The sequence below is a fragment of the Nonomuraea sp. JJY05 genome (genome assembly GCF_043496855.1).
GTDB lineage: Bacteria > Actinomycetota > Actinomycetes > Streptosporangiales > Streptosporangiaceae > Nonomuraea.
Genome location: NZ_JBIEIS010000086.1, coordinates 1 through 25,305 on the forward strand (window position 1 = coordinate 1; position 25,305 = coordinate 25,305).

At 71.8% G+C, this 25,305-nt stretch carries 28 protein-coding genes and 1 pseudogene; 24 read left to right on the forward strand and 5 right to left on the reverse strand.

The genetic code is table 11. The features are described from left to right. From ACFKCF_RS59920 to ACFKCF_RS59995, 16 genes are all read left to right on the forward strand, one after another. On the forward strand, positions 1-148 hold a 148-nt coding region (locus ACFKCF_RS59920), incomplete at its 5' end, for an aldehyde dehydrogenase family protein (RefSeq protein ID WP_394504704.1). Then, positions 141-962, forward strand: a complete 822-nt coding sequence (locus tag ACFKCF_RS59925) for an aldehyde dehydrogenase family protein (RefSeq protein WP_394506242.1) — start codon at positions 141-143, stop codon at positions 960-962. The genes ACFKCF_RS59920 and ACFKCF_RS59925, both read left to right, overlap by 8 nt. Before the next feature lie 76 nt (positions 963-1,038). Beyond that, positions 1,039-1,980 carry a ribokinase gene (locus ACFKCF_RS59930; RefSeq protein WP_394506244.1) on the forward strand — a complete coding sequence of 314 codons (942 nt, stop codon included), beginning with the start codon at positions 1,039-1,041 and terminating at the stop codon, positions 1,978-1,980. Beyond that, positions 1,977-2,381 carry a D-ribose pyranase gene (gene rbsD / locus ACFKCF_RS59935; RefSeq protein ID WP_394506246.1) on the forward strand — a complete coding sequence of 135 codons (405 nt, stop codon included), beginning with the start codon at positions 1,977-1,979 and terminating at the stop codon, positions 2,379-2,381. The genes ACFKCF_RS59930 and rbsD overlap by 4 nt, the downstream gene beginning before the upstream one ends. Positions 2,382-2,394: 13 nt before the next feature. Beyond that, positions 2,395-3,888 (forward strand): sugar ABC transporter ATP-binding protein, encoded by a 1,494-nt coding sequence (locus ACFKCF_RS59940; protein ID WP_394506248.1) that lies wholly within the window; start codon positions 2,395-2,397, stop codon positions 3,886-3,888. Then, on the forward strand, positions 3,885-4,880 hold the full coding sequence (locus tag ACFKCF_RS59945) for an ABC transporter permease (RefSeq protein ID WP_394506250.1): 996 nt from the start codon (positions 3,885-3,887) through the stop codon (positions 4,878-4,880). The genes ACFKCF_RS59940 and ACFKCF_RS59945 overlap by 4 nt, the downstream gene beginning before the upstream one ends. 11 nt (positions 4,881-4,891) lie before the next feature. After that, positions 4,892-5,893, forward strand: coding sequence for a substrate-binding domain-containing protein (locus ACFKCF_RS59950; RefSeq protein ID WP_394506252.1), 1,002 nt, complete (start codon positions 4,892-4,894; stop codon positions 5,891-5,893). Positions 5,894-6,006: 113 nt separating this feature from the next. Beyond that, positions 6,007-7,773 carry a sulfatase gene (locus ACFKCF_RS59955; RefSeq protein ID WP_394506254.1) on the forward strand — a complete coding sequence of 589 codons (1,767 nt, stop codon included), beginning with the start codon at positions 6,007-6,009 and terminating at the stop codon, positions 7,771-7,773. A gap of 62 nt (positions 7,774-7,835) precedes the next feature. Further along, positions 7,836-8,447, forward strand: a complete 612-nt coding sequence (locus tag ACFKCF_RS59960; RefSeq protein ID WP_394506255.1) for a TetR/AcrR family transcriptional regulator — start codon at positions 7,836-7,838, stop codon at positions 8,445-8,447. A 272-nt stretch (positions 8,448-8,719) separates the two neighbouring features. Continuing rightward, entirely contained in the window at positions 8,720-9,562 is an 843-nt protein-coding gene (locus tag ACFKCF_RS59965) for a formylglycine-generating enzyme family protein (protein WP_394506257.1), read from the forward strand. A 20-nt stretch (positions 9,563-9,582) separates the two neighbouring features. Then, positions 9,583-11,139, forward strand: coding sequence for a sulfatase (locus tag ACFKCF_RS59970; protein ID WP_394506259.1), 1,557 nt, complete (start codon positions 9,583-9,585; stop codon positions 11,137-11,139). Between the two features lie 9 nt (positions 11,140-11,148). Further along, entirely contained in the window at positions 11,149-12,531 is a 1,383-nt protein-coding gene (locus tag ACFKCF_RS59975; RefSeq protein ID WP_394506261.1) for a sulfatase, read from the forward strand. Between the two features lie 94 nt (positions 12,532-12,625). After that, the gene (locus ACFKCF_RS59980; RefSeq protein WP_394506263.1) at positions 12,626-13,591 is read left to right on the forward strand and encodes a sugar kinase; all 966 of its coding nucleotides are present in this window, start codon (positions 12,626-12,628) and stop codon (positions 13,589-13,591) included. Further along, positions 13,563-14,324: an IclR family transcriptional regulator gene (locus ACFKCF_RS59985; RefSeq protein WP_394506264.1), complete on the forward strand. Its 762-nt coding sequence runs from the start codon at positions 13,563-13,565 to the stop codon at positions 14,322-14,324. Before ACFKCF_RS59980 ends, ACFKCF_RS59985 begins: the two co-directional genes overlap by 29 nt. After that, positions 14,311-14,916: a bifunctional 4-hydroxy-2-oxoglutarate aldolase/2-dehydro-3-deoxy-phosphogluconate aldolase gene (locus ACFKCF_RS59990; protein WP_394506266.1), complete on the forward strand. Its 606-nt coding sequence runs from the start codon at positions 14,311-14,313 to the stop codon at positions 14,914-14,916. Before ACFKCF_RS59985 ends, ACFKCF_RS59990 begins: the two co-directional genes overlap by 14 nt. A 204-nt stretch (positions 14,917-15,120) precedes the next feature. Continuing rightward, positions 15,121-15,528, forward strand: coding sequence for a cupin domain-containing protein (locus ACFKCF_RS59995; RefSeq protein ID WP_394506268.1), 408 nt, complete (start codon positions 15,121-15,123; stop codon positions 15,526-15,528). A gap of 70 nt (positions 15,529-15,598) precedes the next feature. Here the strand turns inward: ACFKCF_RS59995 and ACFKCF_RS60000 are convergent. Continuing rightward, positions 15,599-16,251 (reverse strand): annotated as a pseudogene (locus ACFKCF_RS60000) (hypothetical protein). Positions 16,252-16,397: 146 nt separating this feature from the next. Between ACFKCF_RS60000 and ACFKCF_RS60005 the strand changes: the two are divergent. Further along, the gene (locus tag ACFKCF_RS60005) at positions 16,398-16,544 is read left to right on the forward strand and encodes a hypothetical protein (protein ID WP_394506270.1); all 147 of its coding nucleotides are present in this window, start codon (positions 16,398-16,400) and stop codon (positions 16,542-16,544) included. Positions 16,545-16,626: 82 nt separating this feature from the next. Continuing rightward, entirely contained in the window at positions 16,627-17,391 is a 765-nt protein-coding gene (locus ACFKCF_RS60010; protein WP_394506272.1) for an SDR family NAD(P)-dependent oxidoreductase, read from the forward strand. 319 nt (positions 17,392-17,710) lie between these two features. On the opposite strand, the gene ACFKCF_RS60015 is transcribed toward ACFKCF_RS60010, so the two are convergent. Together ACFKCF_RS60015 and ACFKCF_RS60020 are read right to left on the reverse strand one after the other, a co-directional pair. Continuing rightward, positions 17,711-19,063, reverse strand: a complete 1,353-nt coding sequence (locus tag ACFKCF_RS60015) for a protein kinase (protein WP_394506274.1) — start codon at positions 19,061-19,063, stop codon at positions 17,711-17,713. Positions 19,064-19,192: 129 nt separating this feature from the next. Continuing rightward, on the reverse strand, positions 19,193-19,777 hold the full coding sequence (locus ACFKCF_RS60020) for a TetR/AcrR family transcriptional regulator (RefSeq protein WP_394506276.1): 585 nt from the start codon (positions 19,775-19,777) through the stop codon (positions 19,193-19,195). 94 nt (positions 19,778-19,871) lie between these two features. On the opposite strand from ACFKCF_RS60020, the gene ACFKCF_RS60025 reads away from it, so the two are divergent. The 4 genes from ACFKCF_RS60025 (at position 19,872) to ACFKCF_RS60040 (ending at position 22,431) form a co-directional block, all read left to right on the forward strand. Then, entirely contained in the window at positions 19,872-20,300 is a 429-nt protein-coding gene (locus ACFKCF_RS60025) for a 4-oxalocrotonate tautomerase family protein (protein ID WP_394506278.1), read from the forward strand. A gap of 102 nt (positions 20,301-20,402) precedes the next feature. Further along, complete coding sequence (locus ACFKCF_RS60030; protein WP_394506279.1) at positions 20,403-21,542, forward strand: zinc-binding dehydrogenase; 1,140 nt, start codon at positions 20,403-20,405, stop codon at positions 21,540-21,542. Beyond that, positions 21,539-21,934 carry a VOC family protein gene (locus ACFKCF_RS60035; protein ID WP_394506281.1) on the forward strand — a complete coding sequence of 132 codons (396 nt, stop codon included), beginning with the start codon at positions 21,539-21,541 and terminating at the stop codon, positions 21,932-21,934. The genes ACFKCF_RS60030 and ACFKCF_RS60035 overlap by 4 nt, the downstream gene beginning before the upstream one ends. Before the next feature lie 26 nt (positions 21,935-21,960). After that, positions 21,961-22,431 (forward strand): 4-oxalocrotonate tautomerase family protein, encoded by a 471-nt coding sequence (locus ACFKCF_RS60040; RefSeq protein WP_394506283.1) that lies wholly within the window; start codon positions 21,961-21,963, stop codon positions 22,429-22,431. Between the two features lie 112 nt (positions 22,432-22,543). Here the strand turns inward: ACFKCF_RS60040 and ACFKCF_RS60045 are convergent, their stop codons facing one another. Beyond that, entirely contained in the window at positions 22,544-23,236 is a 693-nt protein-coding gene (locus ACFKCF_RS60045) for a haloacid dehalogenase type II (protein ID WP_394506285.1), read from the reverse strand. Between the two features lie 178 nt (positions 23,237-23,414). Here ACFKCF_RS60045 and ACFKCF_RS60050 point away from each other — a divergent pair, with 178 nt between their 5' ends. Together ACFKCF_RS60050 and ACFKCF_RS60055 are read left to right on the forward strand one after the other, a co-directional pair. Beyond that, positions 23,415-23,915: a SigE family RNA polymerase sigma factor gene (locus tag ACFKCF_RS60050; protein WP_394506287.1), complete on the forward strand. Its 501-nt coding sequence runs from the start codon at positions 23,415-23,417 to the stop codon at positions 23,913-23,915. Beyond that, entirely contained in the window at positions 23,912-24,748 is an 837-nt protein-coding gene (locus tag ACFKCF_RS60055; protein ID WP_394506288.1) for a hypothetical protein, read from the forward strand. The genes ACFKCF_RS60050 and ACFKCF_RS60055 overlap by 4 nt, the downstream gene beginning before the upstream one ends. 159 nt (positions 24,749-24,907) lie before the next feature. Here ACFKCF_RS60055 and ACFKCF_RS60060 read toward each other — a convergent pair. Then, positions 24,908-25,305 (reverse strand): transposase (locus tag ACFKCF_RS60060; protein ID WP_394506290.1); only part of this gene is annotated, 398 nt, incomplete at its 5' end.

Here is a 25,305-nt window from a genome sequence, read left to right on the forward strand (position 1 = left end):
GTGGATGGCCGACAAACTACGGGCCGGGGTCGTCTGGGCCAACACCTTCAACAAGTTCGACCCCGCCTCGCCCTTCGGCGGCTACAAGGAGTCGGGCTACGGCCGCGAGGGCGGTCTGCACGGCCTGGAGGCCTACCTCGATGTCTGATCGACGCGTGACCGTGCGCAAGACGTACAAGCTGTTCATCGGTGGAGCGTTCCCGCGCTCGGAGAGCGGGAGGTCCTACCCCGTGACGAGAACGGAGCACGCCGCCAGGGCCTCGCGCAAGGACGCCCGCGACGCGGTGGTGGCCGCGCGCAAGGCGTTCCCCGGCTGGTCCGGCGCCACCTCCTACAACCGGGGGCAGATCCTCTACCGCGTCGCCGAGATGCTGGAGGGCCGCCGCGCCCAGTTCGCCGACGAGCTCGGCGGGCCGCGCAAGCAGGCGCTGGAGCAGGTGGACGCCACCGTCGACCGGCTCGTCTGGTACGCGGGCTGGTCCGACAAGATCGCCGCGGTACGCGGTACGGCCAACCCGGTCGCGGGCCCGTACTTCAACCTGTCCTCGCCGGAACCGGTCGGGGTGGTCGCGGTCATCGCGCCCGCCGAGCCCCTTCTCGGCCTCGTCACCGCCGTCGCACCCGTGATCGTCACCGGCAACACCTGCGTCGTGGTCGCCTCGGAGCGGGCGCCGCTGCCCGCGATCACGTTCGCCGAAGTGCTGGCCACCTCCGACCTGCCGGGCGGCGTGGTGAACATCCTCACCGGGCACCAGGCCGAGCTGGCCCCGTGGCTGGCGGCGCACATGGACGTCAACGGGCTCGACCTCACCGGCGTGGCGGCCCCCGAGCTGAAGCCGGCCTGCGAACAGGCGGCGGCCGAGAACTTCAAACGCGTGCTCACCACGGCGCAGGACCGCGGAACGAGACGCATGACCGCGTTCCTGGAGACCAAGACGGTCTGGCACCCCGCCGGGAGCTGATCGACCCCGCACCCGCAAGGACACGGCACATGGGCCGTGCCCTCGGGTCACCCATCCCCGAATCTGGAGGAACCCCATGGAACCCACCGGTGTTCTCGTCGTCGGGAGCATCACCGCGGACGTCACGGCGTTCAGCCGGCGGCTGCCGCGGCGCGGTGAGACCGTGCTCGGCGACGACTTCACCCTCGTGCTCGGCGGCAAGGGCGCGAACCAGGCCGTGGCCGCGGCCCACTCGGGCGCGCCGACCTGGATGGCCGCCTGCGTGGGCCAGGACCCGTTCCGCGACATCGTGCTGTCCGGCCTGGAGACGCACGGCGTCACGCTCACCGAGGTCCGCACGGTCGAGGGCCGCACGGGCGTCGCCCACATCCGCGTGGACGCCTCCGGCGAGAACGACATCGTCATCACGCCGCTCGCCAACGCCTCCCTCGACCAGGCGATGGTCACGGAGAGCGTCGAGCGCGTCCGCGACCGGGTCGGCGTCCTCCTGCTCCAGCTCGAGATCCGCACGGAGGTCGCCTGCCACGCGGCACGGGAGGGCGCGGCGGCCGGGCTGACCGTGGTCCTGGACCCGGCGCCCGCCCAGGAGTTGCCCGGCGACGTGTGGCCGTACCTCGACATCGTGACCCCCAACGAGAGCGAGGCCACCGTGCTGACCGGCGTCCAGGTCACGGACCTGGAGTCGGCGGAGCGGGCGGCGGCCTGGTTCCTGGAGCGCGGCGTGCGCCACGCGATCATCACTCTCGGCGCGGGCGGCGCCCTGTCGGTCACGAAGGAGCGCACCCGCCACTTCCCCGCGTACGCCGTGACGCCCGTGGACACCACGGCGGCCGGCGACGCGTTCACCGGCTTCTTCGGCGGCGCCCTCGCCGCCGGCCTCGACGTGGACACCGCCATCCAGTACGGCATGGCGGCCGGCGCCCTGGCCACCACCAAGGCGGGAGCCAGCCCCTCGCTCCCCGCCAGGGACGAGGTCGAGCCACTGGTCAACACCTCCATGGAAGGAGCCACCCGATGAGGCGCAACCAAGGAACGCTCAACGCCCAGCTCGCCCGCGTGATCTCCGAGCTCGGCCACACGGACACGATCGTGGTCACCGACGCGGGCCTGCCCATCCCGAGGGAGGTGGAACGCGTGGACCTGGCCGTCAGGGAGAACCTGCCGCGTTTCCTCGACCTGCTGGACGCGGTGCTCGACGAGGTGGCCGTGGAGGGCGTGCTGCTGTCGGAGGAGATCAAGCAGCACAGCCCGGACATGCTGGCCGCGATCGAGGAGCGGTTCGACCGGCTCGGCCTGAGGCTGGAGTTCCTGCCGCACACCGAGTTCAAGCGGGCCACCGCCGGGGCCAGGGCGGCCGTGCGCTCCGGCGAGTTCACCCCCTACGCCAACGTCCTGCTCACCGCGGGCGTCGTGTACTGATCGGGAGCCTGGCATGCATCTCCAGCTGGCCGATGTGCGCAAGTCCTTCGGCGACAACAGCGTCCTGCGCGGCGTCAGCTTCGACGTCGGTCCCGGCGAGGTCGTGGCGCTCGTCGGGGAGAACGGGGCGGGCAAGTCCACGCTCACCCGGGTGATCTCCGGCGCGCACCAGCCCGACTCGGGGCGGCTGCTGATCGACGGGACCGCGACGGTGTTCAAGGACCCGCAGGCCGCGATGGCGCAGGGCATCGAGGTCATCTACCAGGAGTTCCAGCAGAACCTGTTCCCGCACCTCAGCGTGGCCGAGAACATGTACGTGCTGGACCGCGAGCGCGTCTTCGGCCGCCTGTTCGTCTCCAAGCAGCGCATGGCCGCCGAGGCCAGGCAGGCGCTGCGCCGCCTGGGCATGGAGATCGACGTGCATCGCCAGGTCAGCGAGCTGAGCGTGGCCGAGCGGCAGATGCTCGAGATCGCCAAGGCCATGACGCACGAGCTGCGGCTGATCATCCTCGACGAGCCGACCGCGGCGCTCGACGAGCAGGAGTCCGAGCAGCTCTTCGCCCAGGTGAACCGGCTGCGCGAGGCCGGCGTCTCGGTGATCTACATCAGCCACCGGCTGGACGAGGTCTTCGCCCTGTCGGACCGCGTCGTCGTGCTGCGCGACGGCCGGGTCACGCTCGACGCCCCCACCGAGCGGCTCACCCCGGCCGAGGTCGTCACCGCCATGGTCGGCGACGCCGTGGACGACTTCTACCCCAAGGAGCGCAACGCCCGGGACGAGGTCGTGCTGGAGGTGCGCGGCGGGGCCGGCGCCCGCTTCCACGACATCGATCTGCGGGTCAGGGCCGGCGAGGTGGTCGGCATCGGCGGCGTGGTCGGCTGCGGGCGCAGCGACCTGCTGCGCGCGCTGTTCGGCCTGCAGCCGCTGACCGGCGGGTCCGTGCTCGTGGACGGCTCCGGCGTACGCGTCGCGAGCGTCCAGGACGCGATCGGCAGCCGGATCGCCTACCTGTCGCCCGACCGGCAGGCGGAGGGCCTGTGCATGGGCCAGTCGGTCGAGGCGAACGTGTCGCTGGCCTCGCTGCGCGAGTTCAGCTCCGGCAGCGGGGTCGTACGGCGCGGCAAGGAGCGCGCGGCCACCGGCGCGGTCATCTCGGAGCTGCGGGTGCGCGCCGCCTCCCCGTCCATCGCGGTCAGCTCGCTGTCCGGCGGCAACCAGCAGAAGGCCCTGTTCGCCAAGTGGGTGATGACCCGGCCGCGGGTGCTGCTCATGGACGAGCCGACCCGCGGCGTGGACGTCGGGGCCAAGACCGAGATCTACAGGATCATCAACCAGCTCACCGCGGACGGCGTCGCCGTCCTGCTCGTGAGCTCCGACCTGCCGGAACTCGTCGCCATGTCCGACCGCGTGGTCGTGATGCGCGAGGGACGGCTCGTCGCCGAGCTGACCGGCGACGACCTCGACGAGCAGTCCATCCTCAAGCACGCACTGGTAGGTGCCGCATGACCTCGAAGCTCAAGACCGTCGCGGGCCGGCTGCGCGCGGTGTGGATGCTCCTCCTGGTAGGGATCGTCCTCTCGGTGGCCTCGCCGGTCTTCCTCACCCCGACGAACCTGCTCAACGTCGCGCTCGCGACCTCCGTGGCCGCGCTGCTCGCGGCCGGGCAGACCTATGTGATCATCCTTTCCGAGATCGACCTGTCCGTGGGCTCGGCGCTCGGCTTCTCCGCCGTCGTCACCGCCCTGACGCTCGGCACGTACGGGCTGATCCCCGCCCTCGCCGCGGGCCTGGCGACCGGCGCGGCCATCGGGCTGGTCAACGGCCTGCTCGTGACCAGGACCAGGATGCCGTCGTTCATCGCGACGCTGGCCACGATGTCGGTGTTCGCGGGGCTCACCCTGCACATCACCTCGGGCAACCCGATCCCCGTGACGGACTACGACTTCCAGGGGATCGGGCAGGCGAGGTTCGCGGGCGTGCCGGTGCCGGTGTGGATCATGCTCTTGGCGTTCGGGATCTTCGGGTACGTCCTGGCGCGCACCCGCTTCGGCCGCTACGTCTACGCCACCGGCGACAACGTCGAGGCCGCGCGGCTGTCCGGCATCAGGGTGCACCGCGTCAAGATCCTCGCTTTCGTCATCAGCGGCGTGCTGGCGTCCCTGGCGGGGTTCATCATCACCGCCCGGCTGTCCACGGCCCAGCCGACCGCCGGCGCCGGCCTGGAGCTGGACGCGATCGCGGCCGTCATCATCGGCGGCACCAGCCTGGCCGGCGGCCGCGGCACCCTGCTCGGAACCCTCGTCGGGGCGCTCGTGCTCGGCGTCATCGACAACGGGATGAACCTGCTCGACGTCTCCCCGTTCCTGCAGGACGTGGTGAAGGGCCTGGTCATCCTCCTGGCCGTCTTCCTCGACCGCAACGTCGACATCCTGCGCAGGCTCGTGCCGCGCAGGACCGAATCCCCCGTCCGTACCCCAGAACTCGCCCAGCACATCTGAAGGAAAGATCCATGCGCACTCCCCGCAAGCTCATCGCCGTCGCGGCCCTGGCCGCCGTCTCCCTGACCGCCTGCAGCCGAGGCGGCGAGGAGGCGACCACGGGCGCCGCCCAGGCGTCCGGCAAGAAGGACGCCACGATCATCATGAGCACGCTCGGCAACCCGTTCTTCATCAGCGTGAAGGACGGCGCCGAGGCCCAGGCCGCCAAGAGCGGCATCGCCCTGAACGTGCAGAACGCCGACAACTCCGACGCCACCTTCCTCAACCAGGCGACGACCGCCATCTCCAAGCAGACCGGGATCCTCATCCTCGACCCGGTGGGCAGCCAGTCGGCCAGCAGCTCCGTCACCCAGGCGAACTCGGCGAGCATCCCCGTGATGGCCTTCGACCGCAAGCCGTCCGGCGGCAAGCTGGCCACGTTCGTCGGCTACGACGCCGTCCAGGCCGGCAAGAACGCGGCCGACGCGCTGGCCGAGGCCGTCGGCGGCAAGGGCAAGGTCGTCGAGATCCAGGGCATCCTCGGCACCAACGTCGCCCAGGACCGCAGCAAGGGCTTCCAGCAGCAGATCGCCACGCACAAGGACATCAAGGTCGTCGCCACGCAGGCGGCCGACTTCGACCGGGCCAAGGCCCTGAACGTGATGACGAACGTGCTGCAGGCCAACCCCGACATCGACGGCGTGTACGCGGCCAACGACGAGATGGCGATGGGCGTGCTGTCCGCGCTCAAGGCCCGCAACCTGGTGGGCAAGGTCAAGGTCGTCGGCAACGACGGCATCGCCGACGCGCTGGCCGCCGTCGCGGCGGGCGAGATGTACGCCACGAACGCCGAGTCGCCGTTCGCGCTCGGGCAGAAGGTGGTCTCGCTGGCCTCCGACGTGCTTGGCGGCAAGCAGGTGCAGGCCGACGAGACGCTGCAGGGCAAGCTCGTCAAGAAGGACAACGTGAAGGAGTACGCGGACTACCTCGTCGGCCTCGGCGACAAGTCCGGCGTCCCGGACAGCCTCAAGTAGGACCCCGCACCCCGGCCCGGGCCTCGGGCCGGGGTTGCCATGCCGGCGGTCCGGCTGTTGGATGTCCTCGACGTTACCTACCTAATACTCGGTAGGTAAGGGAAGGGATGCCCGTGAAGGCCATCGTCGTCATGTTCGACAGCCTCAACCGCCGCCACCTGCCTCCCTATGGGGCGCACGACGTACACGCCCCGAATTTCGCGCGGCTCGCCGAGCGCGCGACCGTCTTCGACAACTGCTACGCGGGCAGCATGCCCTGCATGCCGGCGCGCCGGGAGATGCACACCGGGCGCTACAACTTCCTGCACCGCGGGTGGGGGCCGCTGGAGCCGTTCGACGACTCGGTCCCGCAACTGCTCACCGAGGCGGGCGTGCACACGCACCTGGCCACCGACCACCTGCATTACTGGGAGGACGGCGGCGCGACCTACCACAACAGATTCCGCACCTACGAGTTCTTCCGCGGGCAGGAAGGGGACTTCTGGAAGGGCCAGGTCGCCGAGCCGGAGATGCCGGAAGACCTCAAACGCGTGCGAAGGCCCGCCTATCGCCAGGACTGGGTGAACCGGCGCTACCTCGCCGACGAGGCCGACCACCCCCAGACCCTGACCTTCGACGCGGGTCTGCACTTCCTGGACACCAACCACGCCGAGGACGGCTGGCTGCTGCAGATCGAGACCTTCGACCCGCACGAGCCGTTCTTCAGCTACCCGCGCTACCACGACCTCTACCCCGAGGACTACGACGGCCCGCACCTGGACTGGCCGGACTACGCGCAGGTGCTGGAGACCCCCGAGCAGGTCGAGCACGTCCGCAACCGGTACGCGGCGCTGCTGTCGATGTGCGACCGCTCGCTGGGCCGGGTGCTCGACCGGATGGACGAGCTCGACCTGTGGCGGGACACCCTGCTGATGGTCGTGACCGACCACGGCTTCCTGCTGGGGGAGCACGGATGGTGGGGCAAGAACGTGCCGCCGTGGTACGACGAGACCATCCACACGCCGCTGTTCGTCTGGGACCCGCGCGCGGACGCGGCGGGCGAGCGCCGTCCGGCCCTGGTGCAGACGATCGACTTCGGGCCGACGCTGCTCGAGTGGTTCGGGCTCCCGTGCCCTCCCGACATGCAGGGCAGGCCGCTGCGGGAGACGGTCGCGTCGGGCCGGCCCGTGCGCCAGGCGGCGCTCTTCGGCGCTTTCGGCGGCCACGTGAGCGTCACCGACGGCCGGTACGTCTACATGCGCGCGCCCAAGGACGCGTCCAACGGCCCGCTGTTCGAGTACACGCTGATGCCCACGCACATGGTGGCCCGCTTCCGCCCCGAGGAACTGCGCGACGCCGAACTGGTGGCGCCGTTCGCGTTCACCAAGGGCGTGCCGGTGCTGCGGACCCGCGGCCAGGCCATGTCCAACCCGCACGCGTTCGGCACCCTGCTGTTCGACCTCCAGGAGGACCCGGGGCAAGAGCGCCCGCTGATCGACGACGCGCTGGAGGCCCGGATGATCCGCCTCCTGGTCGGACTGCTGCGGGACACCGGCGCGCCCGCCGAGCAGTACGAGCGGCTCGGCCTGCCCGCGCACGGCGAGCCCGGTGAGGACCATCTGCAGGTGCGGCGGCAGTGGGCCCAGGTCGTGGCGGCGCGGGAGCCGGTGCGGCGCGCGGACTATCCGGACGGGCCGCTGAGCGTGCACACGCCGCTACGGGACCTGCTGGCCGACCCGGCCGCGCGAGCGATCGTCGAGGAGCGGATCCCCGGCCTGCTGCCGGCCATGGCCGGAACGCTCAGCCTCGTGGAGATCGCGGCCACCGCCGTCGGGCTGCTGCCCCGGGCGACGCTCGCCGAGCTCAGCGACGCGCTGCTGGAGCAAGTTACTCACAGGTAGGACTTTCTTGCCTACCGAGTACTCGGTAAGTTACGACCGAAGGCGCGAAAGGGGAGGCACGCATGGCACGAACGGAGAGTGGCCGGATTCGCCGCCCGGCCGCCGCGCGACGGGAGCAGATCCTCGCCGTCGCCGCGGACGCGTTCGCCGTCGCGGGCTTCCGGGGCACGAGCCTGGCCGAAGTGGCCCAGAAGGTCGGGGTCTCCCAGCCGGGCCTGCTGCATCACTTCGACAGCAAGGAATCCCTCATCCTCGCGGTGCTCCAGCAGCGCGACCTCCAGGACGAGCAGCACGTCGAAGCCCGGTTCCAGGGGGTTGAGGTCACCACCAGGCAATGGCTGATGGCGTTCTGCCGCCGCAACGAGACCCAGCCCGGCCTCGTCCGGCTGTTCACCGTCCAGGCGGCCGAGAGCCTCAACCCGGCGCACCCGGCCCACGGCTTCTTCTACCAGCGCAACCAGCGGGTCCGGGACCGGATCGCCCGGCTGATCATCGCCGACCAGGAGAAGGGGCGGATGTCCCCGTCCCTCGATCCGGCCGCCACGGCCGCCGAGCTGGTCTCCCTGATGAACGGCCTGCAGCTGCAGTGGCTGCGCGATCCCGCGACCGACATGTGCGCTCTCTTCGAGACGAGCCTGCTGCGTCTCGAAGCGATCCCGGGCACGAAGGCCTGACCTTCCCGAGACACCCCAGGCGCCGGTCCCGCGCGGACCGGTGCCGTCAGTCGGCACGACGTGAGCGCAGGCGGCGTCGTCCCCGGCTTCACGAGGAGTTCCACCATGCGCACAGGCGTACCAAGCCGTCCAACCCTCCGAGTCCTGCCTGCGACGCCGGTCGCCGTGAGGGCTGTGGGATGAGCGGCTGCTGCACCCCAGGCCGCCCGCCGTCCGGCGCGTCGACGGCGGCGGGACGGCCCCTGCGGGCGGGGCGTGGATCCGACGCCGGGATGGCGCCGCTTCCCGGCGGGCGCTTCCGGATGGGCAGCGACGACGCGGAGGGCTTCCCCTCCGACGGTGAGGGCCCGGTCCGTACGGTGGAGCTCTCGCCGTTCCTCATCGACCGCTGCGCAGTGACGAATGATGATTTTTCGGGATTCGTGGCCGAGACGGGCTACGTCACGGAGGCCGAACGGATCGGCTGGTCCTACGTGTTCGTCCGCTTCCTGAACCGGGAGCTGCGCCGGATCTCGCCGCGGCCCGAGGTCACCCCGTGGTGGGCGGCCGTCCGGGGAGCGGACTGGCGCCATCCCGAAGGGCCGGGGAGCGGCCTGGACGACCGCGGCGACCATCCGGTCGTCCACGTCTCCTGGCACGACGCCGACGCCTACGCCCGCTGGGCCGGCAAGCGGCTGCCGACCGAGGCGGAGTGGGAGTACGCCGCCCGAGGCGGCCACGACCAGCGTCGCTACCCCTGGGGCGACGAGCTCACCCCCGAGGGCCGGCACATGGCCAACATCTGGCAGGGCCGCTTCCCGGTCACGAACACGGCCGAGGACGGCCACGCGGGGACCGCGCCGGCGCACGCGTTCCCGCCCAACGACTTCGGCCTGCACAACATGGCGGGCAACGTCTGGGAGTGGTGCGCCGACTGGTGGGGCACCGACCACTCCGCGCGGGCGGCGCGGAACCCGGCCGGCCCGCCCTCGGGCACCGACCGGGTGACGCGCGGCGGCTCCTACCTCTGTCACGCCTCCTACTGCAACCGCTACCGGGTCGCCGCCCGCTCGCACAACACGCCGGACAGCTCCGGAGGCAACACCGGCTTCCGCTGCGCCCGCGATCCCGGCTGACCGACACACGAAGGGTTTCCATGCGCGTCATCTACATCGACGTCGACACGCTCCGGGCCGACCACACGCAGCCCTACGGCTACCGGCGGCCGACCACGCCGAACCTGCAGGCACTGGCCGACAAGGGCGTGGTGTTCGAGCGTTACTACTGCTCCGACTCGCCCTGCCTGCCCTCGCGCACCGCGCTGACCAGCGGGCAGTTCGGCATCACGAACGGCGTCGTCGGGCACTTCGGCGAGGCCGCCAGGTTCCGCCTCGACCCGGGCCACGGCCCCCATCCGGACCGGCCGCTGCTCGGCCAGCGGCTGGGCGCGCACGGCTACTACACGGCCGCCGTGTCGATGTTCGCCGAGCGGCACCGCGCCTACCACTTCCTGGGCAACTTCCGCGAGTCGATCCGGGCCGGCAACGAGCTCAACGACGAGGACGGGCGCGACATCAACCGGGTCGGGCTGGACTGGATCCGCCGCCACGCGCACGAGGACGACTGGTACCTGCACCTGACCTACTGGGAGCCGCACACGCCGTACCTGACCGAGCCGGGGTGGACGGAGCAGGCGGCCGCCTCCGGGCCGCCCCCGGCCTGGCCGGACCAGGAGGCCATCGACGGCCACGCGGAGGTCTACGGGCCGCGCAGCGCCCTCGACCTGCACTACTTCGTCCTGCCGCGTAGCTCGCCGGTCCCGCACAACATGCCGGAGGCCATCCGCACCCGCGCCGACTTCGAGCACCTCATCAACGGGTTCGACGGCACGATCATGTACTGGGACAGCCTGTTCGGCGAGCTGCTGGCCACGCTGGAGGAGCTCGGCATCGCCGAAGAGACCGCGATCATCGTGAGCGCCGATCACGGGGAGTCCTTCGGCGAGAACGGCTCCTACGCCGAGCACGGGCACGCCAACGAGCCGGTCCACCGGGTGCCGCTGGTCGTCTACTGGCCCGGCGTCACCGACGACCTGCCCGAGGACGCGCGCCGCTGCGAGGCCCTGCTGTACAACATCGACCTCGCCCCGACGCTGTGCGACCTGCTGGACGTCCCGATCCCGGGCGGGTGGCAGGGCGCCTCGTTCGCCGACGCGGTACGCGGCCGCGCAATCCCGTCGCGCCCGTACCTGGTGCTCGGTCACGGGGCCCACACCTACCAGCGGTCGGTCCGCACCCGCGACCACCTCTACATGCGGACCTACCATCCGGGCAGCTTCCGCGCCGAGTGGGAGCAGCTCTTCGACGTCACCGCCGATCCGCACCTCACCACCGATCTGATCGAGAAGGAGCCGGAGCTGGCGGCGCAGATGCGTACGCACCTCTCGGAATGGTGGCACGCCTACGCGGGCCGGCCGGGCGCGCTGCCCGACCCCATGCAGACGACGCTGCAGGCCGGGCCGACCTACTACAACGACCCCGTCCGCTACATGGAGCACCTGCGCGCCACCGGCCGCGCCCACCTCGCCGACGACCTCGCGGAGCGGCTGTCCACCGCCACCGGCGCCACGCCGGTCTCCTGGCACGCCGCGGAGGCAGCCTGGACGCCCGAGCGGCACGCCGCGTGGGAACGCCGAGTGGCCGCCGGCCGCTGAGGAGGCCGCATGCCACCGAACATCCTGCTGATCACCGCGGACGACATGGGCGGCGACACCCCGGGCTGCTTCGGCGGCCCGGCGGAGGTGACGCCCGCCCTGGACCGGCTCGCCGCCGAGGGGATGACCTTCGGGCGCGCGCACGTGGCCATCGCGGTGTGCCAGCCCAGCCGCTCCGCGATCATGACCGGTCGCTGGCCGCATCGCAACGGCGCCCAGGGCTTCGAGCCGATCGCCGACGGCGTGCCGGTCCTCACCGGGGTCCTGCGCGAGGCCGGGTACCTGTCGGGCATCCTCGGCAAGGTGGAGCATCTGCAGCCGGTGGAGGCGTTCGGCTGGGACCACGCGCGCGGCATGCGCGACCTGGGGATGGGACGGGATCCGCGCGCCTACGGCGAGGCGGCTCGGCGGTTCATGGAGGAGGCGGCCGCGCGGGGCCGGCCCTGGTTCCTCATGGCCAACGCGCACGATCCGCATCGCCCGTACTCCGGCAGCCAGGACGAGCTGGACCGGTTCCCGGCCGAGGCCCGGGCCTCCTACCCGGCCCCGTCGAAGGTCTTCGGGCCGGCGGACGACGTCGGAGGCGTGCCCGGTTTCCTCCCCGACCTGCCGGAGGTGGCGCGGGAGTACCGCGAGTACCTGAGCTCGTCCCGCCGCTGCGACGACGTGGTCGCCGAGGTGCTGCGCGCGCTGGACGAGGCGGGCGCCGCCGGGGACACCCTGGTGGTGTTCCTGTCGGACAACGGGATCGCCGTGCCCTTCGCCAAGGCGAATTGCTACCTGCAGAGCAGCCGGACGCCGCTGATCGTCCGCTGGCCCGGGGTGACCCGCCCGGGCAGGCGCGAGAACAGCGCGTTCGTGTCGATGATCGACCTGTTCCCCACGTTCTGCGCGGCGGCGGGCCTGCAAGGACCGGCCGGACTGGACGGGCGGAGCATGCTCCCCCTGCTGCGCGGTGAGCCCCAGGACGGCCGGGACGCGGTGTTCACGGTGTTCCACGAGACGGCGGCCAAGGGCCGGTACGAGATGCGGTGCCGGCAGGACGACCGCTTCGGCTACATCTGGAACGAGTGGTCCGACGGCACCCGGGAATACCGGGCCGAGAACATGACGGGGCGCACCTGGCCGGCGCTGCTCGCCGCCGCCTCGGGCGACGAACGGCTCGCCGAGCGGGCCCGTTTCTACCGGCACCGGGCGCCCGAGGAGCTCTACGACCTGCACGGCGACCCGCATGCGCTGGCCGACCTGGCCGGCGACCCCGATCGCCGGAAGGACCTCGAGGCGGCGCGGCAGGGCCTGCTCGCGTGGATGGCCGAGACCGGCGACCCGCTGCTCGACACCTACCGGGGCTACCTCCAGGCGGTCAGCGTGTCCTCGCCAGGAGACGTCTGACGGGTGATCCCGGCCGCCGGTGTCGGCGGGCTCATCCGATATATTGCAAATGCAGCATAGGCGTTGCGATATTTGCAATGAAGGAAGTGAGCCGATGAGACCCGCGGACGTGCTCGCGATCGGCGAGACCATGGTGATGGTCACCCCGACGGCAGGCGGCCGGCTCGACGCGGACAGCGCGTTCATCCTGCGCCCCGGCGGCGCGGAGTCGAACGTCGCCGCGCTGCTGGCCCGGCTCGGCCACGCCACGGCCTGGGCGAGCGCCGTCGGCCGCGACCCCCTCGGCGACCTCGTCCTGGACGCGCTGCGCGGCCACGGCGTGGACGTCGATCTGGTCCGCCGCGACGACGAGCGGCCCACCGCCGTGTACTTCAAGGACCCGACCGCCTCGGGCACCCGCGTCTACTACTACCGGCGCGGCTCGGCCGCCTCGGCGATGACCGTGGCCGAGGTCGCGGGCTGGGCCGCCCGGCCGTCGAGGGTCACGCACATCTCCGGCATCACCGCGGCCATCTCCCCGCAGTGCCTGGAGCTGACCAGGCACATCGTGTTCGACCGGCCGCTCGGACCGGCCGCGGTCAGCTTCGACGTCAACCACCGGCCGAGCCTGTGGAAGGACGCCGACGCCCCGGCCGTGCTCCTGGAGCTCGCCCAGCGCGCCGACATCGTCTTCGTCGGGCGCGACGAGGCGGCGGCGCTGTGGGGCACCTCCGACGCCGAGAGCGTGCGCCGGCTCGTCGATCGGCCCCCGTACCTGATCGTCAAGGACGCCGCGATCGAGGCGGTCGCCTTCACCCCGGAGGGCGTGCATCGCGCGCCGTCGACGCCGGTCGAGGTGCTCGACGCCGTCGGCGCGGGCGACGCCTTCGCGGCGGGCTGGCTGAGCGGGTTCCTCGACGGCCGGGACGAGCTCACCCGCCTGCGGCTGGGACACTACGCGGCCTCCCGCGTCCTGATGTCCCCGGCCGACCTGGCCGACCTTCCTCCCGCCGGCGAGATCGTCTCGTTGCTCGGACAAGGAGCACACCAGCATGTCGCAGACCGTCGCACGGGCCATTGACATCGTCGGGTTCGTCTCCGTACGTCACCGCACGCTCGGCGAGATCGCCGAGCACCTCGCCGTGCACAAGTCCACCGCGCTGCGCCTGCTGCAGACGCTGGAGGAGGGCGGTTTCGTACGGCGCGTCCCCGGCGGCATGTACGGCATGGGCTTCCAGCTCATCGCGCTCGGCCAGCTCGCGCTCGACCAGGTCGAGGCCCGCTCGCTCGCGCACCCGATCCTGCACGGCCTGAGCGAGCGCTACGGCCAGACGGTCCACCTGGGAGAGCTGGTCGGGGACCAGGTCATCTACGTGGACAAGGTCGACGGCCGGGGCACCGTGTCCATGGGCTCCCGCATCGGGCTGCCCGCCCGGCCGCACACCGCCGCCGTCGCCAAGGTCATCCTCGCCTACCAGGACGCCGAGACCTGGGCACGGGTCATGGAGCACACCACGTTCACCCGCTTCACCCCGACGACGATCACCACCGCCGAGGCGCTCGCGGCCGAGCTCGCCCTGACCAGGGAACGCGGCTGGGCCGAGGACGACGGCGAGCACGAGGACTACATCAACTGCGTGGCGCTCCCGGTCTTCGACGCCCGGGGCAAGGTCACGCACGGCATCTCGATCACCGCTCTGCGAGCGGTCGTACCGCTGGAAGAGCTGCGCGCGTACGTCGACGACCTGCGTGACGCGGCCCACGAGATCTCCAAGAGTCTGGGCTGGGGAGGAGACCGCTATGGACGCCGCTGACTTCTTCGACACTAATCTCGGCAGATGCCCGATCCTGGGCATCTTCCGCAACCTCGACCCCGTGGCCACCGTGGCCATGTGCGAGCACGCCTGGGCGTTCGGCGTCGAGCTCATCGAGGTGCCCGTGCAGGCGCCCGACGCGCTGCCGTCCCTGCGCGCGGCGCTGGACGCCGCCCGGGCCAACGGCAAGAGCGTCGGAGCGGGCACGGTGACCACGGCCGAGCAGCTGACCGCCGTCAGCGACCTGGGCGCCGCCTTCACCGTCGCGCCAGGACTCCATCCCGAGGTCGTGGCGGAGTCGCTGCGGCTCGGGCTGCCGCACCTGCCGGGCGTGGCCACGTCCACGGAGATCGCCGCCGCCCTGGCGCACGGCTTCACCTGGCTGAAGGCGTTCCCCGCCGCGCAACTCGGGCCCGACTGGATCAAGGCGCAGCTCGCGCCGTTCCCGGGTGTCCGTTTCGTCGCGACCGGGGGCGTGGACGCGGGCAACGCGGCCGCCTTCCTGGCCGCGGGCTGCAGGGGAGTGGCCGTGGGATCGGCGCTGAGCGATCCGGACGCGCTGGAAGGGCTGCGCAAGGTCACGAATTCTTGACGGCCGCATCGAGCGAACCGGCCGCGGCCAGGGGTGGTCTGCGGGTACGTGGAACACCAGAGCCTGTCACACCCGCCTGACCAGGCGTTTCATGGGCAATGGGCCGCTGCCGGGGCGCGTTCGCCGTTGGGGCGTACGCGCCCGGCCCCGTCCCAAGCCTCACTCGTTCACCAGGCCGGCCGACCGGCCGCGGAGGAGACATCCATGAAGATCTTGAAGCAGCCGCCGACCACCAAGCTGCCCGCCGAGTGGTTCACCGGCGACGCCTGGGCCGACGTGATCCAACGGGGCGAGGACCCCTCCCGCGCGCGGGCGAACGTGGTCAGGTTCGCGCCCGGTGCCCGTACCGCCTGGCACTCGCACGGCCTGGGCCAGACGCAGTACATCGTCGAGGGCGTCGCGCTGATCCAGTCGCGCGGCGGCGAGATCATCGAGGCCCATCCCGGCGACATCGTCCACACGCCGCCGGGCGAGGAGCACTGGCACGGCGCCGCCCCGGACCGGTTCATGATCCACCTCGCGATGTGGGAAGGCGACGGCGCCACCTGGCTGGAACACGTCACCGACGCCGAGTACAACGGCCCGCGCGTCAGCACCCGGACCGGCTCCTGACCCTGCGCACCGTCGGCACCGCCGGCACCTTGCGCACCTTGGGCACCGGCTGGGCGGTCGAAGGCCGGCGTCAATCGGCCGGTTGCGGCTGCGGCGTGGAGTCCGCCTCCTGCGCGGCGACCCACGACGCGAGCAGGCGCAACCCCTTTTCGGACGGCGAGCCGGGCTCGGCGGCGTAGATGGTGAGGGTGAGGCCGGGTTCGGCGGCCATCTCCAGGCCCTCGTAGGCGAGGGTGAGGTTGCCGACGATGTGGTGGTGGAAGGTCTTCGTGCCGCTGCCGTGGTGGCGCACGTCGTGGGCGCCCCACCGTCTGCGGAACTCGTCGCTGCGGGTCGACAGCTCGCCGGCCAGGTCGTGGAGTTCCTTGTCGTGCGGGTCGCGACCGGCCTCGGTGCGGAGGATGGCGACGCAGGTGTCCGCGGCGGGGCCCAGTCCGGGTAGAACCGGTGGGCCCTGGGGTCGAGGAAGGTGAACCGGGCGATGTTCGCCGGGCGCTGCGGATCGGCGTAGACGTCGGCGTAGAAGGCTCGCGCGAGCCGGTTGGCGGCCAGGAGATCCATCCGGCCGTTCCGGACGAAAGCCGGGCCTTCGGTGACGGCGTCGAGGGTCCACTGCAGGCTGGGCGTGGGGTCCACTGCTTGGCCGGACGCCGCCGCCCTGCGCGCCCGCCCCGCCGGCGAGGACGACTGGACGGCGCTGCGGCGAGCGCTCGACGCCGTCATCGAGCTCTATCACGAGGACCGCGCCGGCACCCTCGCGACGACCCGCCTCATCAGGGACACTCCCGCCCTGTGCGCGCCACCTGGAGAAGCAGCACTGCTGGTGGCCCGAGCTGGTCCAGGCCCTCGCCGAGCGCACGGCCGCCCCTGTGCCCACGGAGCTGGCCCTGTCGGTGCGGGTGGCCGCCGCCCTCGACTGCCTCAACATCGCCGTCGACCACTGGACCGCGTCCGACGGCCGGCTCGACCTCGTCGAGCTCCTGGACGAAGCCTTCGCCGCGCTGGCGCCGCGATAGGCGCGCCGCCCCGAGATCAGTTACGGCGGGCGACGGAGTAGCCTGCGAGGTGAATCACGAACGTGGCTGATGGGGGGCTTCGATGGCGGATCGGCTGAATGGCACCGTGGCGCTGATCACGGGAGCGTCGAGCGGCATCGGGGCCGCGACCGGGCTGGCGCTGGCCGCCCAGGGAGCCGCCGTCGCGCTGGTGGCCAGGCGGGCCGATCGCCTGGAGGAGCTGGCCGGCAAGATCCGCGGCCAGGGCGGGACCGCGCTGACGCTCGTGGCCGACGTCAGCGACGAGCGGCAGGCCAAGGAGGTCGTGGAGCGCGCCGCGACCGAGCTCGGCCGGCTGGACACCCTGGTCAACAACGCCGGGGTGATGCTGCTCGGCCCGGCCGCCGACGCGCCGCTGGAGGAGTGGCGGCGCATGGTGGACGTCAACGTGCTCGGCGTGCTCTACTGCGCGCACGCCGCGCTGCCGCACCTGGTACGGGCCGCCGCCGACGGCCCCCGCCAGGTGGCCGACATGGTGAACATCAGCTCGGTGGCCGGGCGGGTGGCGCGCAGCGGCAGCGGTGTCTACAACCTCACCAAGCACGGCGTGGGGGCCTTCAGCGAGTCGCTGCGCCAGGAGTTCGCCGGCCGGCACGTCCGGGTGTCGCTGGTCGAGCCGGGAGCGGTGGAGACCGAGCTGGCCGGCCACAACCGCCCGCAGATCCAGGAGCAGATCAACCAGCGCTTCTCCTCGGTGGAGCGGATGCAGGCCGAGGACATCGCCGACGCGATCAGCTACATCGTGACCAGGCCCCGGCGCGTCGCGGTCAACGAGCTGCTGATCCGCCCCACCGAGCAGGAGGGCTGACGCACGTCGCAGGGCTACGCCCGGCGACCTCCCCGGGGATGAGGCGGTGGCTCAGGACCGTGGTCGTGGCATCGTCCGTGGAGCAGCCCGTGCGTCTGGAGGCCGTCGAGCACGGCGCGGATGCGGCGTACGAAGCCCTCGGCCTGGACGACGGCGTAGAAGCGGGCGCGGTCCGGACGATCCTCGTTGTATCGGACGGCGGCGTCCAGCGCCTCCCGCAACGGCGTCGCGGGCCGCCGGCTCGGCCCGGTCGCACTCGTCGCGCTGACCGATCGGTACCTCCTCCGGTTCGCTCACCTGGTCCTGCCTGACGACCGGGTCATCCGGCCGCCCAGGTGAACTTGTTCGACACGACTCGTTCCCCGTCCGGCCCTTCGGCGACGATCCACACCTTCTGGCCGGTAGCGCCGCACGGGAAGCGGTCGTCCGTGTGCTGCTCGCCGTTCTCGTCGGTGGTGAACGTCGCTCCGGGGTTGAACGCACCCCAGTTGTCGGTGTACGGCCGGAAGACATACTTCGTGTTCGGCTTGAGGCCGGTGGCCCGGAACTCGACGAAGGCGCAGTTCTTCCGGCAACTGCCGTAGGTCGTCGAGGGGCCTTTGGACGCGACGATCCTCGCCTTCTCGCCGGTGCTGGGCGAGCCGGACGTCGAGGGGGTCGCGGAAGTCACGGGCGTCGCGGGGGTCGCGGGCGTCGAGGGGGCTGCGGGCGTCGCGGACGTCGCGCGCGTCGAGGCCGGCGGGGGAGCGGTGGGACGATCGTCGCGGTCGGCGAGCCAGACCGTCCCGGTCGCGGCCAGCGCCAGGGCGGCGGCACCCGCGGAGAGTGCCTGCCACCGGCGTCCGGCGACATCGCGGGTCCTCCGCCACAACGAGGGCGGGTCGGCGATGTCGCGCAGCGCGTCGCGAGCCGCGGCGGCGGCCGGCCGCCTGCCCGGCTCGCTCTGGAGCATCGCCGTCAGCACCGGGCGCAGCGGCCCGATCTCCGCCGTCAGCTGGATGACGCCGTGGTGCGTCGCCCATCCCACGATCCGCCGGTCGTCGTCCGGGACGCGCTGGTCTCCCTCGGCGTGCGCCCAGGGGCGCGGGGGATTCCCGGCGACCAGCGTGTAGACGGTGGCGCCGAGCGAGAACACGTCGGAGGCCGGATCCGGGCGGCCCCCGATGAGCTCGGGACCGGCGTAGTCGGGCGTGTAGGAGATCGGGCGGTCGGGCGAGATCGTCTCCACGCCGCCGAGCCGCCGCGCGGCGTCGAAGTCGGCGAGTTTCGCCGTCCCTTCGGCGTCCATGACGATGTTGGCGGGCTTCACGTCGCAGTGGATCAGCCCCTTGCGGTGCAGTGCCGTCAGGGCGTCGGCGATCTGCGCGCCGATCCGGGCCGCCTCCTGGAAGGAGAAGCTCCGGCCCGACAGGCTGCCGTTCGGCACCCGTTCCATGACCAGCCACGTGCCGGCCCGAGGACCGTCGTCAACGGTCAGGACGTCGTGGACGGTGACGATGTGGGGGTGGACGAGCTTGGTGAGAGCACGGGCCTCGCCCGAATGGGTGCGCTTGAGCACGACGGGGAGGTGCAGCTCCGCGTCGTAGGCGAACAGCACCTCGCCCTTGCCCTCGGACGCTCCCTGCTCCACCCGGAATCGCGCGCCAAGTCCTTCGTCTCCGTTCAGCCGCAATTCGTCCGCCTCCACAATGACTGGCGTGTGCTCGATCCCGGGGCGAAGCATCCCAGATTTCACACACCATCGTCACACGCGGTAGGCCGATCGGCCACGAGAGTGACGCTCCTCGATCTCCCGGCCGGTCTAGCCGCCGGTCGCGTGCCGTACCAGTGCTTCGAGTTGGGCGGTGACGTCGTCGAGGGGGCGGATGTCGCGCCGGGCGCGGCACATCGCCACCGTGCCTTCCGCCGCCGCCACGATCAGGGTCGCCAGCTGGGCGGCTTGGGCCTGGTCGGCGCCGTGGTCGCGCAGCGACGCGGCGAGCATCCGTTCCCACGCGCCGAACACCTCGGCGGCCGCGTCGATCGCTTCGGGAGGGCCGTCGGCGGGAGGCTCCTCGACCGCGACGGCCAGGACGGGGCAGCCGGCGCGATAGTCGCTGTCGAGGACGGTCTGCCGCCACAAGGTCAGGAACGCGCGCAGACCGGCCGCCGGGCCGGCCTTGAGCTCCCGCTCCAGGACCCGCGTGACCAGGTCGCCGGCGAAGCGGACCGCCTCGGCGGCCAGTTGCTGCTTGCCGCGCGGGAAGTAGTGGTAGGTGGAGCCGAGAGGCGCGCCGGAGTGCGCGGCCAGATCCCGGACCGTGCTCCCGGCCAGGCCGCGCCGCCGGATCAGATCGGCCGCGCCGAAGATGATCCGCTCCCGTGACCGCGGTTCCCGCTGTGCCATGTAGTACCCCAGGTTGATTATGACGTGCGTTATAGCCTACCGTGAGCAGCGGTTATAACGGTCGTCATAACCCGTCCTTCCCAGGAGGTGTCTCATGCCGATGATCCAGCTCACCGCCCCCTCCGGGGCACTGACCGACCAGGGCCGGGCGGAGGTCCAGCGCGAGCTCGCGCGGGCGCTGCTGCGCTGGGAGGGCGCCCCGGATACGGCGTTCTTCCGCGCCCAGGCGTGGAGCTACCTGACCGAGCTGCCGGCGCGGGCGCAGACGACCGTCGAGGACGACCTGCCGCGCTTCCGCATCGACGTCACGGTCCCGGAGGGGGCGCTGTCGGACCGGCGCAAGAGCGGGCTGGTCGAGGAGGCGACGCGGATCGTCCTGGAGGCGGCCGGGCTGACGGCCTCCGACGCGCTGCGGGTGTGGGTGCTCATCCACGAGCAGGCCGACGGCACCTGGGGAGCGGGCGGATCGGTCATCCGGTACGCGGACCTGAAGGCGCCGGCCAAGGACACGACGGGTGCGTGAGCCCGCCTTCGGCACGGGCGAGGCGCCGCACGGCGGCCGGTCCGCGAGCCCGCTTTCGGCTGGGGCGAGGTGCCGCACGGCGGTCGGTCCGCGAGCGTCGCGATGACCCCCGACAGCGTGCACGAACTCGTCTTCCTGCGCAGCGGTCGCCTCGCCTGGCGCGAACGCGCCGCGCCGCAACCGGCCGAACCGGGTGACGCCATCGTCCGCCCGTTCCTGGCCGGCCGCTGCGACGGCGACACCCTCCCGATCCACCGGCCGGTCTCGCGAGCGCTGCAGGCGGGGATGGCGCTCGGCCTCGTCGACCCGATCGTCGCCTCCATCTGCGGGAAGATCCCCTTCCTGGGGCCTTTCCCGATCGGCCACGAATGCGTCGCCGAAGTCGTCGCCGTCGGCTCCGGCGTGCGACGGGTCCTGGTCGGCCAGACAGTCGTCGTCCCCTGGGCGGTCTCGTGCGGCACCTGCCCCCGCTGCCTGGCCGGGCTCACCTCCAAATGCGCCACCACCACCCGCGGCACTCTCGCCGCCTACGGCTTCGGCCCCGCCAGCGGCCCGTGGGGCGGCATGGTCACCGACCGGATCCGCGTCCCGTACGCCGACCACATGCTCGTCCCCGTCCCGGACGGCGTTCCGCCGCTGCGCGTGGCCGCGGCCAGCGACAACCTCGCCGACGCCTGGCGCACGGTCGTCCCCCCGCTCGCCCGCCGCGAGGGCGCGAGGGTGCTCGTCCTCGGCGGCGGCGCCAAGAGCATCGGTCTGTACGCCGCTGGGCTCGCCGTCGCCCACGGCGCCGACACCGTCCACTACCTCGACGACGCCCCCGGGCGACGCCAGATCGCCGAATCCTTCGGCGCCGAGGCCCGGCCACTGGCCGGCCCCGTCCGCGGCACCTATGACATCGTCGTCGAAGCCACCTCACGAGCCCCGGGCCTGCGCCGGGCGCTCACCGCGACGGCTCCCGGCGGCGTGTGCACCGCGGTGGGCTACTACCTGGCGACCGGCACCCGCGTCCCTCTCATGCGCATGTACGCCACCGACGCCACCCTCCGGGTAGGCGTCTCCCATGCCCGCGCCACCCTCCCCGACCTCCTGGAGTTCGTCCACCGCACCGGCTTTCCCGCCGAACGCGTCATCACCCTGCTCGCGGACTGGGACGACGCCCCCACGGCCTATGCCGCCCGTACCACCAAACTCGTCCTGGCCCGCGACCCGCTCCCGACCCGAAACGGGCCCCCACCATGATCAACCTGCACCACGCCCACCTGATGGCCGGTGACATCGACGCCACCATCGCCTTCTGGCGCGGCGGCTTCGGCGCCCGAGTGGTCTACGACGACGTCTTCGCCGGCGCCCGCAACGTCTTCCTGGCGGTCGGCTCCGGCCGCATCCACCTCTACGACCAGCCTCCCCGCAGCACCGAACGCTCCACCGTCCACCACCTGGGCATCCAGACCGACGAGCTGGAGACCGTCGTGGAACGGCTGCGCGCCATGGGCGTCTCGGTCACCGGCATCCGCCACGAACCCACCGCCCGTTACGCCATGGCCGAGGGCCCCGACCGGCTCCTGCTGGAGATCTTCCAACCGGATCCCGCGGCCCTGCCCCCGGAGCTGCGGGCCTACTTCGCCCTTTGAGAAACAACCGTCACAGGAGGAGACCAATGACAGTGATCACGGTGACCGCGCCGCAGGGACGGCTGAGCGTCGAGCAGCGGCGCGTGCTGGCCCGGACGCTGACCGACGCGGTCCTGGTGCCGGAGGTCGGGCAGCTCGCGCCGGCCGCCCGGGTGGGCTTCCAGGTCCATTTCGCCGAGCGCGCGCCCGACATGATGGCGATCGGCGGCGTCCTTCTCGCCGACGCCGAGCAGGACGTGATGGTCGTCGACGTGGCGGTGATGGATGCCGACTGGCGGCGCGAGGTTCGCGCGGAGGCCATCGAACGCATCCTGGCGGCGCTGGCCGAGGCCTGCGGGCTGCCGGCCCCGTCACCGGCGTGGTGGGTGAACTTCCGGGTGATCGAGGACGGCAGCTGGGGCTCGTCCGGCCGCGTCCTGTCGATCCTCGACCTGCTCGACACCGGGGTGTTCACCGAGGAACGCGTCAAGGCGGTGCGCGCGGCGCTGTCGCCCTGACGGCCGCCGTCCGCCACCTTCCGCCACCGGCATCGGCGCCGACCGGCATCGGGGCCGCCACCGGCATCGGGGCCGCCTAGGCCGCGCGGCCGGCCGCCGAAGGCCGCCGCGGCTACCTCGCCGTCAACCTGGCGACCAGCTCGTCCAGTCCGTTGAACCGCCAGTCGAAGACGTCGGAGCTCCTCGGCGGATCTCCGACCGGTCGATGGGCGTAGGCGGTCCGCATGCCCCCCGCTTGGGCTCCACGCAGGTCCCAAGCGTGGGCGGCCACCATGAGCACGCGTTCCGGCGGGCATCCGGCGGCGTCGATGGCGAGCTGGTACACCTCCGGCGCCGGCTTGTAGGCCAGGACGGCTTCGCTGGACAGGACCTGGTGCCAGCGCAGCCCGGCATGGGCGTTGAGCCGCAGCAGGGCGGTGCGGCCGGCGTTGGAGAGGCCGAGCACGGGGAAGCGCCGCGCGAGCCGTTCGAGACCGGCGACCGAGTCGCTCCAAGGGGGCAGGCGCTGCCCCGCCGCGGCCAGCCGGGCGACGGCCGCCGGATCGGCGAGCCCGGCATGGGCGGCCACCCGCCGAGCCGCCTCCCTGTCGATGATCTCGGTGGTGGCGTACGCGCGATGCCCTTGCGCGATGCGTCGCTGCTCTGTCTCCACGTGCTGTTGCCACAGGGTGAGCAGCTCGTCGACAGCCGCGTCGCCGGACGCGGGCACGGCCTCGCGGATCGCCGCTCGAAGCCCGCCGGGCTCGTCGACCAGTGTTCCGAGGACGTCGAAGACGACGACCTCGATGTCGCGGACCTCGGCCATGCGTCCTCCTGTTCGCGCCGGTGTCACCAGCTCAACAGGTGACAACCCTGCCACCTGCTTAGTCACCAGTCAAGATGGTGACGCGGAGTCGCGCGCCGAAGAAGGTCGCGGGAGCCTGTCATCCGTATGCGCCTCCCAGGGAGTAGTCATCGCCAGAGACAACGAGCGGAGATGATGAATGGACGAGGGGTTCGCCGAGTACGTGGCACACCGGCATCTACGGCTGTGCCGGATGGCATATCTCCTGACCCGGGACTGGGGTACGGCCGAGGACCTGGTGCAGACCGCGCTGGCGAAGGCGTGGCTTGCCTGGCGTCGGATCGAGGGCAATCCCGACCCCTACGTCTATCGGATCATCGTGAACACCCACGCGTCGTGGTGGCGCAGGCTCTGGCGCGGGGAGGTCCCGGCGGAGACGCTCCCCGAGACGGCCGATCCGCGCGACCTGGCCGCCGAGGTGGACGAGAAAGCAGCGCTGTGGAGTGCGATCGGCACGCTTTCTCCCCGTCAGCGTGCGGTGATCGTCCTGCACTACTTCGAGGGGCGGACGCTCACCCAGGTCGCCGACATCGTCGGCTGCTCACTGGGAGCGGTGAAGACCCAGCTCAGCCGGGCCCTCGCCCGGCTTCGGGTCGATCCCGACATTCAGACCATGAACTTGGAGGGGGTCCAGCGATGAGGCACACCGAGAACGACCTGCGCACGCTTCTGACCGAGCATTTCCAGGAACAGGCCGGCCGCGAACCGTCCGCTCATCTCGACGCCATCGTGTGGCGGGGCCGGCGCATGCGCCGTACTCGGCGGGCGGTGACGTCCGGGGCGGCGGCGGTTATCGCGGTGACCGCCGTCGGACTGGGCAACGGACTGCTGACCGGAGCGCCCCAGACGGGCGGGGTCACGGCAGCCCAGCCTTCCGCGGACTCGGCTCAGGTCGAGCCCGGCCCGAAGCTGCCCGAAAACCTTCCCGTGCGGTTGGGGGCCGAGCAATTCGACCTCTCCCTGATCCACTCCCAGCGGTTCGAGACGGTGGGTGCCGCCCGGACGGTGTCCTTCACTCCGACCAGCTTCTCCACCGGGTTCAAGGTGGTCTGCGACGATCCCCAGGCGTGGGCGGTCACCGTGGAGAAGCTCAAGGGCGGTGAGAAGGGCGGTGCGGTCGGACGGTGCGGGGAGCCGGCAGGCTCGCATCACGACGAGCTTTCGGCGCCCGCGGACTGGCTGAAGCGTCCGCAGTCCATACAGGTCTGGGTCTTTCCGGCGGACGCCCCGGTCCAGGAGGTGGCGCAAGGCGTCAAGGGCTGTCCGAAGAAGGCGAAACTGTGTGACGAGACAGCACAGCTGCTGTGGCGCCCCGAAGTACGCGAACGACTGTCGGCCAAGCTCGGTGAAACGCCGGGCAGGTGGGCCGTCGGAGTCTACGACCGCCCGGCCGGGACCGGGGCCGGACCGAGCGGTGAACCCTCGGCAGCAACCGAGTCCCCGGGGGACGGCGCGACGGCGCCACAAGGCTGATCACCAGGTCGGCCACTGGAGCGCCAGGCGAATCACCGGGCAGATCCGGACGGCCGGCCGGTGGCGGCCGTCCCAGGTGAGCGGGAAGACGTCGCGGCGCCCCCGTCGCACGGTGATTCGCTCAGCTTGACTCTGTCGGGGATCTTGTTCGCTGTCGGGTCAGCTGGCGGCTCGCCAGGAACGCAAGCGCGGGATGCCTTGCTGGTCGAGGTAGTCCTGGAAGGCTGTCGGCGGTCGTGGGGGCGCGCTTTCTCCAGGAGGGTGCCGGCTGAGGCGTTCGACGTTGACGGCGATGGCGGTGAGCACGTGTTGCAGGTGGGCCTTGGCTTGCCCGCGGTAACGGCAGCGGCGCATGCCATGGCCGTGGGCGAACTCGCAGATGGTGCCCTCGATGCCGGAACGCGCCTCGTAGCGCTTGTGCCAGTCCGGTTCTCGCTGCTCCGCGCGGTTGCGCAGCTGCAGTTCGTGTAGTTCTCGCGGAGGAAAGCCCACGTTGCGCGCACCGTCGCGGGAGGTGGTGCACTTGGCTCGGACCGGGCAGGGTTGGCACTGGCTCT

Excerpts from the sequence above, each read along its gene's own strand:
- ACFKCF_RS59925 (WP_394506242.1), top strand. The coding sequence starts at position 141 with ATGTCTGATCGACGCGTGACCGTGCGCAAGACGTACAAGCTGTTCATC.
- ACFKCF_RS59930 (WP_394506244.1), top strand. The coding sequence starts at position 1,039 with ATGGAACCCACCGGTGTTCTCGTCGTCGGGAGCATCACCGCGGACGTC.
- rbsD (WP_394506246.1), top strand. The coding sequence starts at position 1,977 with ATGAGGCGCAACCAAGGAACGCTCAACGCCCAGCTCGCCCGCGTGATC.
- ACFKCF_RS59940 (WP_394506248.1), top strand. The coding sequence starts at position 2,395 with ATGCATCTCCAGCTGGCCGATGTGCGCAAGTCCTTCGGCGACAACAGC.
- ACFKCF_RS59945 (WP_394506250.1), top strand. The coding sequence starts at position 3,885 with ATGACCTCGAAGCTCAAGACCGTCGCGGGCCGGCTGCGCGCGGTGTGG.
- ACFKCF_RS59950 (WP_394506252.1), top strand. The coding sequence starts at position 4,892 with ATGCGCACTCCCCGCAAGCTCATCGCCGTCGCGGCCCTGGCCGCCGTC.
- ACFKCF_RS59960 (WP_394506255.1), top strand. The coding sequence starts at position 7,836 with ATGGCACGAACGGAGAGTGGCCGGATTCGCCGCCCGGCCGCCGCGCGA.
- ACFKCF_RS59965 (WP_394506257.1), top strand. The coding sequence starts at position 8,720 with ATGGCGCCGCTTCCCGGCGGGCGCTTCCGGATGGGCAGCGACGACGCG.
- ACFKCF_RS59970 (WP_394506259.1), top strand. The coding sequence starts at position 9,583 with ATGCGCGTCATCTACATCGACGTCGACACGCTCCGGGCCGACCACACG.
- ACFKCF_RS59975 (WP_394506261.1), top strand. The coding sequence starts at position 11,149 with ATGCCACCGAACATCCTGCTGATCACCGCGGACGACATGGGCGGCGAC.
- ACFKCF_RS59980 (WP_394506263.1), top strand. The coding sequence starts at position 12,626 with ATGAGACCCGCGGACGTGCTCGCGATCGGCGAGACCATGGTGATGGTC.
- ACFKCF_RS59985 (WP_394506264.1), top strand. The coding sequence starts at position 13,563 with ATGTCGCAGACCGTCGCACGGGCCATTGACATCGTCGGGTTCGTCTCC.
- ACFKCF_RS59990 (WP_394506266.1), top strand. The coding sequence starts at position 14,311 with ATGGACGCCGCTGACTTCTTCGACACTAATCTCGGCAGATGCCCGATC.
- ACFKCF_RS59995 (WP_394506268.1), top strand. The coding sequence starts at position 15,121 with ATGAAGATCTTGAAGCAGCCGCCGACCACCAAGCTGCCCGCCGAGTGG.
- ACFKCF_RS60010 (WP_394506272.1), top strand. The coding sequence starts at position 16,627 with ATGGCGGATCGGCTGAATGGCACCGTGGCGCTGATCACGGGAGCGTCG.
- ACFKCF_RS60020 (WP_394506276.1), bottom strand. The coding sequence starts at position 19,777 with ATGGCACAGCGGGAACCGCGGTCACGGGAGCGGATCATCTTCGGCGCG.
- ACFKCF_RS60025 (WP_394506278.1), top strand. The coding sequence starts at position 19,872 with ATGCCGATGATCCAGCTCACCGCCCCCTCCGGGGCACTGACCGACCAG.
- ACFKCF_RS60030 (WP_394506279.1), top strand. The coding sequence starts at position 20,403 with ATGACCCCCGACAGCGTGCACGAACTCGTCTTCCTGCGCAGCGGTCGC.
- ACFKCF_RS60035 (WP_394506281.1), top strand. The coding sequence starts at position 21,539 with ATGATCAACCTGCACCACGCCCACCTGATGGCCGGTGACATCGACGCC.
- ACFKCF_RS60040 (WP_394506283.1), top strand. The coding sequence starts at position 21,961 with ATGACAGTGATCACGGTGACCGCGCCGCAGGGACGGCTGAGCGTCGAG.
- ACFKCF_RS60045 (WP_394506285.1), bottom strand. The coding sequence starts at position 23,236 with ATGGCCGAGGTCCGCGACATCGAGGTCGTCGTCTTCGACGTCCTCGGA.
- ACFKCF_RS60050 (WP_394506287.1), top strand. The coding sequence starts at position 23,415 with ATGGACGAGGGGTTCGCCGAGTACGTGGCACACCGGCATCTACGGCTG.
- ACFKCF_RS60055 (WP_394506288.1), top strand. The coding sequence starts at position 23,912 with ATGAGGCACACCGAGAACGACCTGCGCACGCTTCTGACCGAGCATTTC.